The sequence below is a fragment of the Aliinostoc maniaoense genome, from assembly GCF_058172895.1.
In genome coordinates, this window is record NZ_CP187952.1 from 6,280,228 (window position 1) to 6,294,511 (window position 14,284).

The 14,284-nt window shown below is 37.0% G+C and carries 12 protein-coding genes; 2 read left to right on the forward strand and 10 right to left on the reverse strand.

Translation table 11 applies throughout. The features are described 5' to 3' along the window. Nucleotides 1–102: 102 nt before the first annotated feature. Nucleotides 103–1,365 (reverse strand): glycosyltransferase, encoded by a 1,263-nt coding sequence (locus tag ACPZ3T_RS27620; RefSeq protein WP_490272622.1) that lies wholly within the window; start codon nucleotides 1,363–1,365, stop codon nucleotides 103–105. 275 nt (nucleotides 1,366–1,640) lie between these two features. Between ACPZ3T_RS27620 and ACPZ3T_RS27625 the strand changes: the two genes are divergently transcribed. Further along, nucleotides 1,641–2,303, forward strand: coding sequence for a glycosyltransferase family 2 protein (locus tag ACPZ3T_RS27625; protein ID WP_490272623.1), 663 nt, complete (start codon nucleotides 1,641–1,643; stop codon nucleotides 2,301–2,303). A 269-nt stretch (nucleotides 2,304–2,572) separates the two neighbouring features. Here the strand turns inward: ACPZ3T_RS27625 and ACPZ3T_RS27630 are convergent, their stop codons facing one another. Then, entirely contained in the window at nucleotides 2,573–3,049 is a 477-nt protein-coding gene (locus ACPZ3T_RS27630) for a DUF3237 domain-containing protein (RefSeq protein ID WP_490272624.1), read from the reverse strand. Nucleotides 3,050–3,585: 536 nt separating this feature from the next. Further along, entirely contained in the window at nucleotides 3,586–4,350 is a 765-nt protein-coding gene (locus ACPZ3T_RS27635; RefSeq protein WP_490272625.1) for a Coq4 family protein, read from the reverse strand. Between the two features lie 847 nt (nucleotides 4,351–5,197). Between ACPZ3T_RS27635 and ACPZ3T_RS27640 the strand changes: the two genes are divergently transcribed. Next, nucleotides 5,198–6,466, forward strand: a complete 1,269-nt coding sequence (locus ACPZ3T_RS27640) for an ABC transporter substrate-binding protein (RefSeq protein WP_490272626.1) — start codon at nucleotides 5,198–5,200, stop codon at nucleotides 6,464–6,466. A 25-nt stretch (nucleotides 6,467–6,491) separates the two neighbouring features. Here the strand turns inward: ACPZ3T_RS27640 and ACPZ3T_RS27645 are convergent, their stop codons facing one another. From ACPZ3T_RS27645 to ACPZ3T_RS27675, 7 genes are all read right to left on the reverse strand, one after another. Next, nucleotides 6,492–7,409, reverse strand: coding sequence for an alpha/beta hydrolase fold domain-containing protein (locus tag ACPZ3T_RS27645; RefSeq protein ID WP_490272627.1), 918 nt, complete (start codon nucleotides 7,407–7,409; stop codon nucleotides 6,492–6,494). Nucleotides 7,410–7,442: 33 nt separating this feature from the next. Further along, the gene (locus ACPZ3T_RS27650) at nucleotides 7,443–8,438 is read right to left on the reverse strand and encodes a DUF459 domain-containing protein (protein WP_490272628.1); all 996 of its coding nucleotides are present in this window, start codon (nucleotides 8,436–8,438) and stop codon (nucleotides 7,443–7,445) included. A 42-nt stretch (nucleotides 8,439–8,480) separates the two neighbouring features. Next, the gene (locus ACPZ3T_RS27655) at nucleotides 8,481–9,998 is read right to left on the reverse strand and encodes an MBOAT family O-acyltransferase (RefSeq protein ID WP_490272629.1); all 1,518 of its coding nucleotides are present in this window, start codon (nucleotides 9,996–9,998) and stop codon (nucleotides 8,481–8,483) included. A gap of 650 nt (nucleotides 9,999–10,648) precedes the next feature. Continuing rightward, entirely contained in the window at nucleotides 10,649–11,206 is a 558-nt protein-coding gene (locus tag ACPZ3T_RS27660; protein WP_490272630.1) for a 1,2-dihydroxy-3-keto-5-methylthiopentene dioxygenase, read from the reverse strand. A 127-nt stretch (nucleotides 11,207–11,333) separates the two neighbouring features. After that, nucleotides 11,334–11,534, reverse strand: coding sequence for a hypothetical protein (locus tag ACPZ3T_RS27665; protein ID WP_490272631.1), 201 nt, complete (start codon nucleotides 11,532–11,534; stop codon nucleotides 11,334–11,336). 163 nt (nucleotides 11,535–11,697) lie between these two features. Further along, nucleotides 11,698–13,173: a glycosyl hydrolase family 57 gene (locus ACPZ3T_RS27670; RefSeq protein ID WP_490272632.1), complete on the reverse strand. Its 1,476-nt coding sequence runs from the start codon at nucleotides 13,171–13,173 to the stop codon at nucleotides 11,698–11,700. Nucleotides 13,174–13,378: 205 nt separating this feature from the next. After that, nucleotides 13,379–14,251, reverse strand: coding sequence for an SDR family NAD(P)-dependent oxidoreductase (locus ACPZ3T_RS27675; protein WP_490272633.1), 873 nt, complete (start codon nucleotides 14,249–14,251; stop codon nucleotides 13,379–13,381). Between the last annotated feature and the right edge of the window lie 33 nt (nucleotides 14,252–14,284).

The window sequence follows — 14,284 nt, forward strand, 5'->3', positions numbered from 1 at the left end:
TTATTCTTTACTGTAGAGACGTTACATGCAACGTCTCTACATCATTTATTCGGCGCAACTTCATAGAGAATTTGTATTACATAAATGCTATCAATTAACTGACTAATTTTTTAAAATTACATCCTCAATAATATCAATAGCCCGACGCACTCCACCAGCTTGATTCATAGCCATTTTTAGTCTCAAAGCATTCTCTTTATATGATGGTTGCATCAATACTTCTTCAATAGCCTGACGTAATCTAAAACTAGTCAACCGTGAAGTAGAAATAAACTTGCCTACACCAGACCATACAATACGTGTAGCTACCCCTGGTTGGTCATTAGTAATAGGAATAGTTACCAAAGGTACACCATAAAACAATGACTCCAACACAGTATTAGTTCCCGCATGACAAACAGTTAAACTTGCTTTTTGTAGCAGTTCTAACTGCGGTGCATATTTCACAACTATCGGATTTCCCGGTAACTTTGGTAAATCTTTAGATTCTAGTCCACCTCCCAAAGCCAGAACTAATTGAGCATCTAAACCCATACAACTTTCAGCAATATGATAAAAAATCTTATGTAGCCGATTTTGTAATGTTCCCATTGACGCATAAATAAGAGGCTGCCCATTCAATTTTTCAAAGGGAAAATCAATAAATGGTCTAGATGTAGAATCAATGTGAGGCCCTGTAAAGTGCAGCAACCCTGTTAAATTAGGTCTGGGATATTCAAACTCAGCAACTTGTTGACTAATAATTGCTAATTTAGAAACAGAGTAAAAATCATTAATATTAGTACAAGGCGGTAAATTACGCTCACGACGAAATTGTGCAATTACTTGTCGGATAGGTTTACCGAAACTCAGCATTAACTCATAACCTAAACCATTTCTTAATCTTGCCCACCATGCCAGACTATATCGCCAAGTAGTAAAAAATGGCGGAATAGAATAATCAAAACCGTTAACCAAAGCAGAAGCAGCAGTTACAAAAGGTATATTTACAACTTCTGCAACCGTACTACCCCCAAATAAACATTCATCAATTATCAATGCTTCTATCCCAGCATCTTCAATAACTTGTGGCGCATCCCGCAAAAATAAACCTGTTGTTTTTTCAGATAAAGAAGTTGTGTAACGTACAGCAGCTAACCCATTGAGTCTGCCCAACTGCTCATAAAATTTAGCTATTGTACCAAGCGGTAACTCATCCTTAGAAATAGCGCGAAACTCTAAACCAGCAGCATTAGCATTAGGCTCTGCATCAGCCATTCCCAGCATCGTCACGCGATGACCTCGTTTTTTAAGTTCGCGCCCCAAAGCAGTCATAGTATTTAAATGACCCGTAGCCGTAGGGCAAATCAACCCAAAATGCGTCATAGGGGTAAAAAAATTTAGGCTTAATTAATGTATTAAAATCACTAAAATTAAGTAAAACTACTAAAGTTTGCAATATTCTCAGCTAATTTATACCATATAACTGATATTTGCTTGATTAAAAAAATCAGTATGAAATAAAACTACAACTTTCTTCTACCCCTGCTTCCCCTACTCACCAAAGAAATTGATGATTTTTTTCTTTGAAAGCCCCCAACCCTGCTGTATGATAATATCCGAGTGCTAATCACCTACCTTTTATCTGCAAATAACTCATCATGAGTCCTATTGCTTTTGACATCACCCCAGAAATCAGCATTATCATCTGTACATATAACCGCGCTCATCACTTAAAAAAAGGAATTGATAGTGTCCTGAATCAAACTTTTCTCAATTGGGAACTTTTGATAGTGGATGATGGCAGCAATGATCATACCTTTGAAATTGTCAATTCATATCTTGACAAATACAACAATATCCGTTACCTAAAGCATCGCAATAAAAAACAATGTTATGCTAAAAATGCTGGTATTCAGGCATCTTTTGGCAAATATCTCACATTTCTTGATAGTGATGATTCATATAAACCCAATCATTTAGAATCAAGATTAGAGTATATGAAAAATCATCCAGAAATTGACTTAATTCAAGGAGGATTTTTCACTGAAGAAGAAATCTTAGTAGCTGATTATTATCAACCAGGAAAACTAATTAACTTAAAAGAATGTGTTTTAGGCCCTACATTTTTTGGCAAAAGAAAGGTATTTTTTGAGTTACAAGGGTTTAATCACATGACTTATGGAGAAGATACCGATTTGTGGGAAAGAGCCGAAAAAATCTGCAAAATCCAGAAAATAACCGAACCAGAAACTTATATCTATACCAGAGCCGAAACTAGTGTCAGCAGGAACTTTACTAATAGCGTTTCTTCCACAAGTTAAATTAGAGCCTATTGATAAATTCAATATTAAGTAGTGGACTGACACAGCTAAATTTGTGCATTAGATGTAGGTTGGGTTAAGCGCAGCACAACCCAACATGGATCTTGAAAACTCAACATAGATGTTGGTGTTGTGTTTTCTTACGTCGGTGGTAGCTTCCCAACCTACAATTTTTTTTGCAACATTTTAGTCGTATCAGTCCACTACATATACTGAGACTTTTTTAGAAATCAAACGAGATTCCTATCTCAACCTGTCGAAGCTGATAACTAATTCACTGCAAAGACTTCGTAAATTACCCCACCTTCACCGGTGCGTCCCTTACCGATCGCAATGATATTATTTAGCCATGCGTACCGCTCATCACCTGTTTCAAATAGAGGATTTGTCCTGAAATAGTATCGCTCCTCCGCGCCCTTGGGATCATCTGGCTTGAAGTAATCCACCGCATACGCAAAGTTTTCTGGGCTAGCTACCATCCGTCCCCCATAAGTCATGAGAATCACAGCCCCATCATGGGTTTTGAGACATAGACGAACATCAATTGCACCAGAGCCATCAGCCCGTACTTTAGACCAATCTCCGCCAGACATCGGGATGACCTCACCTTTGAGTTTCGGCCCCTCAAAATATCCAGACTTGGCCATAAAGATCATACGATGCCCATCAGGTGCTTGTCCCACATCCATCGGTGGTTCAACTTGTATTCTAATATCAAACAAGAATTGGGTTTTCAGCTCGGACATCCGTATCTCCATTTGTGTGCATTGCTGGCGGTTGCCGACTAAACCCAGAGTTTACCCTAACTTTTACAGGGATATGGAAAAAGCGATTTTCCTAATCAGACATGAGTCTCCAACGGAGGCGCACCTGCGGGAATGGCGAAAGAAACCAGTAAAATCCTCTTTCCCCCTGCTCCCTGCCTTATTTCTTAGGAGCAGCCGCACTAGCGGCACACCACCCGCTATGAATGAAAGAAACACTTTTTTCTTCCCCTATACCCCTATACCCCTACACCCTTACACCCCTGTTTCTTGAAAGTATGAATTGAAAAGTTAGAATATTTACCCTGGGTATTAAGCCGCCATCAACCGCGCCATTATACAAGTGTTGAATACTGTTGACGAATTATTCCTTAACGTTGGTATATCCAATTGACACTATTAAGTCATATTTCATCAACAGCATCTGTTTTGGTTATAAAAATGAGACTAGAAAGCAGGATTATTATGCAGTTGTGGAAGCGGCAAACATAGTAATTTCCCACATCTTTGGGGATCAGTTACACTGCTGCCAAGTCCAAATAAGGTTCTCGATAGGTTACAGGAGCGACATTTAACTCTTCTCTCCATTGTGCTAAGGGCTTTTCCCAAGCCTCTTCCCACTTCTGCGCCAAGAAGGGTTTTGCTTGACGAGCTAAATTATATGCCTCGTGAACAATCAGCATATAGGTGTCTAAATCTCTCTGGGTTTTGATGATATTGAGGATGTCTCCAGCTAACAACATTGCTCCCAGGGGATCGCGGTTTTGTGCAAACTGAAATACTGTAATCCCAATTCCACCAAACAGAGTCAGGCCATATCCTGAAACTGTATGCCAAATATCATGGGTTTGTCGCATACGCAGACTGTAATAGCTTACGTCGTCTAGAACATCGACAGGGGGATAAAAACCTGCCGGATAGCTTACTTCCCGTAAGTTATACGCATAAGCATAGCCTAAAGAATCTTTAGGCATCTTGCTCAACTCTTCTAGGTTGTAAGCAGGCCCAATATATCGTTCTTCAAAGATTTGAGCGATTTCAGGAATAGACTTGAGATAAGCAATCTGGGAAGCACGAACTTCATTTTGGGCGAAGGCATCCTCAAGATCAAAAATTCCCTGGATATCTACTCCCTTACCAATAAAGGACATGAACGCTTCTAGACCTTTGAGAAGTTCTGGAGATGTAAAAACTTTGAGAGCTTCTGGAGTCAGATTGGTGAGAAATTCTGGAGTAATCAATCGAGTCATATCCGCGTCGATAGTCGAGGTAAGCTTTGACATCGGTGAAACCTCAGATAATTAAATTACACAATGAATCTTATAGCACGGGCGCAGAAATACTGAATGCCCATACAAAACTTTACAGATTCTATTATACTCACTCTCAAAAACTCAAGAGGTTGTTTACAAAGTATAAAATATACTCAAAACCCGCCTCTCATCCTCTGCCCCATTTGGCTAAGGTGTAGAAAAAAGTTCAGATTTTCTTTATAAATCAAGATTTTAAGGCTTTTTCAAGATTTAAATAATTGCAGAAATAATATTTTTGTGTACACCGTAGACAGGAAATACACAGGCGGGAAAAGCCTGATTCCTCGTAGGTAAGGAGCAGTATTAAGGTTTTTAATGTTAATAACAATACTTTTAAAACACCTTGTCAAGAATATTTGACAAGTATTAAAAACATCAACTAAGTAATTCTTGTCACCACTAACAGCATGATGATGACCGATATAAATGTTTCATATGTTTAAAGTAAAATCTCGTAGTCATAACCCAATAGAGAATACTAACTACAGCAGTGAACAATCCAGCAGAGATCAGTACTATAGCGGTACGGAAACCCTTTGCGAACTCTCTTTTGCCCTCTGCCAATCATCAAATATTCATGTCAAGCTACTTGCTGTAATTTAAACTAGTTACGGGAGCTTTTTGCATTTGTAAATATGCTCTGATATATTCAAATCTTGCAGTGTTCTCTGAAGAATGATAGGGGTGTAGGGGTATAGGGAAAAATTGTTTCTTCAATATTAGGTTTCAATTTCATTGTTATTTTGATGCAATTAATTAACTGTTGAGCATGAACTTGATATTTTTCACATCCAAAAATCAGAGTCTTTTTCGGCAGATGATCAATTTAGGTAGGCGATTATCACTGCTAGCAATTGTTATGAGTTTATGTCTGATATTTTTATCGGGTTGTCAGGGAATAAATCAGCAGGATAACAAAGTAATTCATCTGAAATTATGGCAATCTATTAATCCCCCTGCGAATCGAGATGTATTTACAAGATTAGTAGATAAATTTAATGAAAATCATCCTGATATTCAAGTAGATTCTATCTTTATAGGTGAACCACAATTACCAAAAATCTTAACATCTGTCGTCGGTAATGCACCTCCAGATATTCTGGCATATGACCCACAAACTACAGGACAATTTGCAGAATTAGGCGCAATTGAACCTTTAGATGAATGGTTGGAAAAGTTACCGTTAAAATCAGAAATCATCCCCAACTTATGGGAACAATTGCAGTTAAATGACCATATTTGGTCAATCCCTATATATACTGCTAATCTCGGTATTTTTTACAGACCAAAACTTTTTGAAGCGGCGGGAATTAGTGAAACTCCTAAGACTTGGGAAGAATTAAGGGAAGTTGCTAAAAAGCTAACTATTGACCGTAATGGAGATAAAAGACCAGAACAATATGGAATGTTATTACCTTTAGGAAAGGGAGGATGGACTGTTTTTAGTTGGTTTCCTTTTTTATTGAGTGCTGGAGGTGAGGTAGTTACAGAGAATAAACCGAACTTAACGAACCAGGGGGCTATTAATGCTTTGCAATTCTGGAATGACTTGATGAAAGATGGTTCAGCAACCTTATCTCCACCAGAACGGGGTTATGAAGAGGACGCTTTTATTTCTGGTCGAGTTGCTATGCAAATTACAGGGCCTTGGACTTATATCATGAAATCTAACATTGATTATGATGTGTTTCCCATACCTGCCAATGTAGAACCAGCAACTGTGACAGCTACGGGAGTTATGTATTTGATGAAAACTACTCCCACTAGAGAGCAAGCTGCACTGAAGTTTTTGGAATATGTTTTAAGTGAAGAATTTCAAACGGAATGGAGTATAGGTACGGGTTTTTTGCCAGTGAACATCAAAACTACTGAAAGTAAAGCTTATCAGCAATTCATGAGCAAACAACCAGTATTAAAAGTATTTGCGGATCAGATGTCTGTAGCAGGCTCTCGACCGATAATTGCTGGATATAGTCGCTTATCTGATAGTCTAGGTCGAGCTATTGAAGCGACACTGTTGGGTGAGTCGCCCGAAAAATCTCTGAAAACAGCGCAAGAGCGTTTAGAACTAATTTGGGATCAGTAATTTTGCAAACGCCCTGCAAAAATTCTCAATTATTCTTAATTACACCTTGCTTGCTCAAGAATGCTTTAATAGTTGCATAAATTTGTTTTTTTTGGGCTTTACTGAAACCTCCATGTTTTGCACCTTTGACTGTAAATAATTGATTTACAGTCCCAAATTGACGTAATGCTTGATGTAGTCTGACTGCATGGCTATAAGGAACAAAAGTATCTTTCTCACCATGTATCGTCAAAATTGGTGGGAGATTTTCACGTACAAAATTAATGGGGGAGACATTTTTGGCAATTTCTATTTCTCGTGGGGAATTTCGATTGCCAAACCATTGCACAGCAAAATATTTGCGATTCTGACCAACTAACAAGTCCTTAACATCAGTAATTCCAGACCAATTAACTATTGCAGCAACTTTAGTTTGTTTACTTTCTGGACAGTTTTGATTAAATTTGCTCACATCAGGCATCATCCCCGTAGTTAATGCTAAATGTCCGCCGGCTGAAAATCCTGTTAAAACAATTTTGGTTGGATCGAAATTATATTTTGCTGCGTTATTCATTACCCAGTTTAAAGCACATACAGCATCTTCCACTGCTGCCGGAGCTAATGCAACATTTGCCAATCTATAGTTAATATTAACTACAGAAAATCCCCAATCAAAATACGGTTTAAAAAATAATTCATCTTCTTTTTGTCCTTTAATCCAACCTCCACCATGAATGACCATTAATGTAGGACGTAAACCGGATTTTTTGTTTTTATAAACATCAACACTTAAGTTATAATCGTTTACTGTTGTGTAAACAATATTGCGTTCTAGATTATAACTTTGGTGTTGCTTAAATTGGGCAATGGGATTTGCTAATACTTGTCCGCAAATAAATATTGTAATAACTAGGGTGACAATAGCGGCAGTTACATAAAAATTGCGATATGATTTTTTTTTCATGATTATGAAACTAATTAATTGGTAAAATTTCAACTATTTTTGAGACTGACTAGCAGATTTTGATTTCGGTTGTAAGACACCTTCTTCTATCATTCTTTTTTTGAGAATTTCTATCATAATTTTAGCTCCATGTTCAGTAGGGTGTACCCCATCGTTATACCTGACTCTGGCTTTTCTACCTGTACTATCAGCAGCTATAGGCGAAAATTTACCATTGACAGCAAAGGTGTTCCAATAATCAACAAATTCAATTTTAGGATGAGCTTCTGAGACTTTTTTATAAATACGATTAAAAATAGGAAAAAATTTATTATATCTAGCAACATTAGAAATAGGATGACCTATCCAGTAAATTTTTTTAATTGGATATTCATCCAGTAATTTAGCATATCTTTCTACACGTTCTTCATAAGCTTTTTCCCGCTCTGGAGTTAATTCACCTTGCAATTTTTTATTAATATCTAAAATGTGTTGGTCATCATTGCCCCCAAAAACTACTACCATCACATCAGGGTTATTCTGTTGAATCAGTTCTCGTGTGCGTGCATACCAATCATAAAAGTCGATGCGATTTAATCCTGTAGAAATTTTATAAGCAACTTTAATCTGTTCTAAGTTGTAATCTGATTTTTTGATATTATTTTCAAATGCAACTCCTAGAAAACCCATAATAGAATCACCCAGTAGCAAAAAATTTTTTGCAGGTTTTACCTGCTTTAATTGTGGACTAGTAAATAGTGAGTGTTTAAGGGTAGTTGCTGGTTTATATTTAATATTAATTTTATCCAGTATTTGTAACTCTTTAGCTTGTAAAGCTACTGAAGATTTGCTATCAATTTCTTTGATATTATCCCAAAAATCAGATTCAATTTTACTGAATCCTTCTAATTTAATTTGTTGAGATGCCTGTTTAATTTCCTTAGTGGCTATATGACTAGAACCTAAACTTTTGATAAATAGAGATTTATTAGCCATAATAAGTATGAAAGTAACTAAACTACAAATAGCTAAAAATTTTAAGTCCTGCATAAGATGAATAAATTGTAGAAATAGACAAAATTATCACAACAGTTAGAAACCAAAATAGACAAATGGCGGTACAGTATTAGGTCCTAATCTAAAAACCGTATAGAGGAAAGTAGATATCAATATTGTTTGAAGTATTAAATTACATTTTGCGAGGGAACTTTGCAAATAATCACTAATTTTATCACCATAAAAATTCATGATAAATATAATGATGAAAGTTGTATATAGCTGCCAAAGATGAAATTGCGATCGCATTTCTAAATTTGATGAGAAATTAACCATCTGTTGCAAAAATTTCAGGGAGGTTTCCCAGTTAGAAGTATTGAAAAATATCCAACATAAAGTTACATAGCTGAAAGTCAATGTCCAAGCAAATATAGGTGTAAATATACAGACAGTTTGTTGAAAATAAAATCTCAGCCATTTAGTAAAAACTTGCTTTTGCTGAATTTCTTGAAAAACAACAATATGATTATTTCCTAAAGCTTGGTGAGATTGGTTTTTACTTTGAATAATTTGAATGAAATCTTTTGTAATATGGTTAACAACTAAACCAATTCCATGCAAAAATCCCCAAACTACGAAGTTTAACCCTGCACCATGCCAAAAACCACCAATTACCATCGTAATTAGCAAATTAAAATGTTTTCTCAACTTACCTTTGCGACTTCCTCCCAAGGAAATATATAAGTAATCTCGCAACCATTCTGAGAGACTAATGTGCCATCTGTGCCAAAATTCTTGCAAGCTTTGAGCGCGATAAGGCATATTAAAATTTTGGATTGGTGGAAATCCCAAAAGGCTCGAAATAGCATTTGCTAAATCGGAATAACCACTAAAATCAACATAAATATAGCAAGAATAAGCTAGTGCCGCTAGAATTAAATCAAAACTAGAATATTGTTCTGGTAGTTGAAAAGGTACTTTTATGAAATTAAATAAAAAGCTTGATAATGTATATTTTTTAAACAGTCCAGAAATTACTAATATAACAACTCTTTCTATTTTGTAATTATATTTATTGTAACTGTTTAACTGTTGATAAAATTCTTTGGCTTTGGCTATTGGCCCAGAAGTAATTTGAGGAAAATAAGTAATGTAAACTGCATAATCTAAAAACTTGGGACATCCAAGTTGATTTTTGTAGCAGTCTATTAAATGGGCAATAATTCGGAATGTATAAAAAGAAATACCAACTGGAATTAAAACTGATAAAATTTGAATATCATTGGAAATCTTGAATAAATTTAATGTTTCCTGAATAGAATCAATAAAAAAATTATAATACTTAAAAAATCCTAGATAACTTAAATTAGCGAATATACCAACTAGAAGAAATAAACGTTTATTTTTACTTGTAGTTATACCTTCAACAATTAGATAATTAATGACTACATTGAAACTTAATAATTCTAAAAAATGTAATCCAAAAAATGAATAAAAAATTAGATTAGCAAATAGGATAAAATATTTATAACCAATAATATGAGTTTTTAGAAAGCTAGCACAAACAAAGATAACTATAAAAAAAAGTAAAAACTCGTATGTAGGGAATAACATTTCTTCAGGAGAATATAGATAATTGGAAACTCTAGATAACTCATAGTAATAAAGTTGTTTTATTTACTCTGAGTTTTCAAGAGAATAAAATAATTGAATGACTTTTTTTGATAATCAACTAATCAGGATTTTCCTATTAATAATGTGCTGAATTTTGCAGATTAGCTATGAGCAATCCTGAAATACACCAAAATTTTTTACTCCTCAAACCTCTATTTTCTGAAAAGCAAATCAAGCTCTCCAAAATTCGGAATTATTATTAGGAATTAAAATCACTTATAAGTTGATGATAAAGCTATGAGTGAATTGGCAAGTATATTATGATTCGGACTAGTAACTTTTTCATCCGTGTATTCACTCAATCGAGAATTAGTGCTTATTTTAAATAAACTTTATTTCTTAGTGAGTATACTGAAATCAATGGTGAGAAAAGGTAATATATAGAGATGTTGCATAGAGTGTCTAGTCTATATAGATGTGGTGGACTGACACGGCTAAAACATTGCATTAAATCTAGGTTGGGTTTAGCGCAGCGCAACCCAAAATAAATCTTATTAAAAATAAGTAATTTTTATAAAACGCTTCCTGAAAGTAAATTATTTAGCCTATATTTTGCGCCCTTAACTGTCATAATTAGACAAAAAAATTATTTAAGAATGTGGTTTGTTCATAGAATCACTCAACTGAGTGCCTGTATAGTTGGGAAGCCAACCATCAGCCACGCTAAAGTAGCGTACAGCTTTGAAGTTTAATAATGCAGTGGGAGTAGAGCAATGTTCTACCCCGGCTGGGATATGTAGATAATCTTGAGATTCAACTAGAAGCTGTATTTGGCTACCATCAGCTTTAACAAAACCAAAAATCATTTCCCCGGCGAGAACGTATAAAGGTTCAGGTGCAGTATGAGTATGATATTGGCTATAGGTAGCAATTAAATTTTGCAGATTTGGCAACCCTGGATGCACATTTAACAAGTCACACCAAAGATAACCATTCTGTTGTTTGAGAAACTCAAACACGCTGTTGTGCAAATCGACAATATGACGTTTCTCCGCATCTGTCAAAATCTGCTGAGTTAAAAGTTGGGGAAATAGCAACGATGTTCCTGGGTTGTAGTGTTTGAAATAAATCCCAAGAGGTTCAAGTTCACGAACTATCTCTGATAAATCGCTTTCTATTGTGCCGTCTTCCAGTAACAATGCTGCCATGATTACAAATTTAATTCAGTATTGATAATCAAGTATAGTGGACTTTGAGTTAATAAGCCACTATTACCGATAGATTTACTGGAGTTGCACAGAAAGAGGTGTAGGGGCAGGGGGCAGGTGAGGTTTTTTACGCTGTGTACCAAGAACCTTGGTTTTGGGGTGTAGGGGTGTAGGGGTGTAGGGGTGTAGGGGGTGTAGGGGTGTAGGGGGGTGTAGGGTAGGCTGTTGACTCTGTACCTTTTTTGGGATTTTGTCCATGCAAAAAATGTGCGTAGTTACGATGGCTGAAACTGTGTTTTGAGAAGGCTTTGAGGCACAAATTAAACATCGCGTACAAAATTACTAAAAACCGCCCAAATTTCAACAAAGTCAACAGCCTAGGTGTAGGGGTGTAGGGGTGTAGGGGTGTAGGGGTGTAGGGGTGTAGGGGTGTAGGGGTGTCAGTGTGAATAATTTCTGAGTATAATTCGGTTCTATCTCACTGACGCACCCTACTGGCTATTGGTGGTTACTAAATTTTCACCTCTTTGATAAATTTCACGGGCATAGTCTGTCCAAGTGCCTTGTCCCCAATAGCGAAAGCAGCTTGTTTGTAGCAAGAAATTATGTAATAGTGCTTGACGATATTCAGGTTTTTTTGTATCAGATAATGGAGGGAATTTTTGATGAAATAAACTGCTTAATTCATACATGGGTGATAAAACATTGTCATATCCTTTTACCCAACTAATATGATTCGTCCAAGATGCTCCATCCATGTGAAAATGTGGGTTGATTTGTTTTAATTCTTGAATCGCATTTTCTACTGCTTCAGGATGACAATTTTCGGGTTCTATTCTTTGCCAGATTTGATATTGTCCGACTGGTTGACACTCAGGAAAGTCGGTTGATTGGCAACCAGTAGCTGCGATTAATTCTAAATATTCTGTGCCACAAACCCCAACAGTTGCAGATGTACCGCCGTTGTTATTTACTATATCCCACCAAGCTTGTTTGAAAGCACTGGGAAATTCATTCATCATCACACCGCCATTTTCACCATCACCAATTTGACTGACTATGGGTGGTATAAAGACATTCCCTAATTTTTGTTTTGATAGGGTTTTGGCTTCATAATATGGCTGCATTTGCCCAACTAATTTTGTATCTGAGCCTTGGGTTTTAATTAAGGCTGTAATACTAATAGTTTCGCCCTGGGAATTACGAGCAATTAAACGATGTGGTAAATGTTTATGGGTTAAAGATTGACCATCAATAGTTTCTACGGAATGTTCTTGTACAAGTAGCCAACGATAGCCACATTCTTTGAGGGCTTTAACAAATGCAAATAAAGTGTCTGGGTGATTTGGTAAGTGCATTTCTGGCGGAGAAAATCCTTTGACTCGTGCCAATGCTTCCCAACCGAAAATGCTAGCAAAATGTTGTTGCCAGGCTAAGATATGTAATTTAATATCTGGTATAGGAGTAGATGGTATAACAGCGTGACTCCACATTGTGCCTAACCATTCTACATAGGGTTGATAGGTGCTTTCACAAGTTATCCGTTTGAGGTTATCGATAATATCGTTGCGTCCCATTTGTCTGAGTCCCCATAACAGATTACCTGAGTAATCAAGCATAATACGGGGATGGCAACCTTGATTTACCAGTTCGGGAATAAAATCTCCCATGCGGCTATAGCAATAAGCAAAGGGTGCAGCGTTGTGGTTGTCGCCTTCGTGGGGATGTGCAAACATATATTGCAGATTGCTGATCAGTTTACCATCATCACCAGCCGGGATCGTTGGTTGGTGCATATGTAAAGCGATCGCAAATACTGCATTGATATTTTCTAATTTGAGGTTGGTTGTTGGTAAAAATATAGGCGCATCATGGTTAACCACACTCATCACCTCTGTTTCCCAACCGCAAATGTTCGGTAAGTCATCAATAATTTCTGGTGGCAGGGTGGTAGGATAATCCAGCATTGTTGATGACTCCGAAACAAAGGATACTTAATTATCTAACCGCAAGGCGATTTTGGATATAGTTTCTCACCTCCAGGCAGTGAAAAGTATTGAGTAAAATCACGCTTGCGAAACACCAAAACATACACCTGATAACTGTTTTAAGTAACTTCCTCATAGGACAAAGTCTTCCCCCTACACCCTTACACCCTTACACCCCTACACCCTATTTTCTAGGATTTGCAGATACAAAAGTCAGCATATTTCTAGATAGGGCTAAATCAGCAAGACGTTGAATTTTGGCGAATAAACTGGGTTTTTCTTGTTTTGGTGCTGTTGGTGCGGCTATTTTTAAAATTAACTCCAGTAACCAGGGGGCTAAACGTTGACACCATACCGCTAGATGACTTTGCCATCCTACTAAAATTTCTGGGGAGTCTTTTTGTAATCCTGTGACGAGTGCTTTAGCTACTTGCTGGGGAGTCATGGGGATCACCCAACGAAATAGTTTTAAGTCGCGCACCATATCTGTGTCGGTGAGAGTAGGTAATAAGGCTTTGACTTGAATGTTGTATTCTGCTAGTTCTTGACGCAAAGCTTGGGTAAAGCCTAAGATGGCGAACTTCGTAGCGGAATAGGTGGCCATTGTGGGGGCGGCGACTTTCCCCATTAAGCTGGAAACGTTGATAATTGTCCCCTGTCTTTGGCTAGCCATGCGCTTGGCGATGAGACTGGTGAGGGTGTACATTCCCAATAAATTGACAGAGAGTTCTTCTTGAACTTGGGGGAGTTTGGAACGCAAAAAGGAGTTTTGGTATGCTACCCCGGCACAGTTAACTAACAGGTGAATTGGCCCGTAACTCCGCCAGAGTTGGGCTATGGCGATATTTACCTCTGTGGCTTGGGTTAAATCAATGGCTAATACGGTAGCTTTGACACCCATCGCCTCGATTTCTTCGGCTAACTCTCTTAACTTTTGGCGATCGCGTGCGACTAAAATTAATCTGTCGATTCTTTGCTCTGCTAATTCTATAGCGATCGCTCGCCCAATACCACGGGAAGCTCCTGTAACTAGAGCCACTTTACCTTGAATATTCATCGGTTTTCACCTCCAAATTCTGAGTCTTACCCC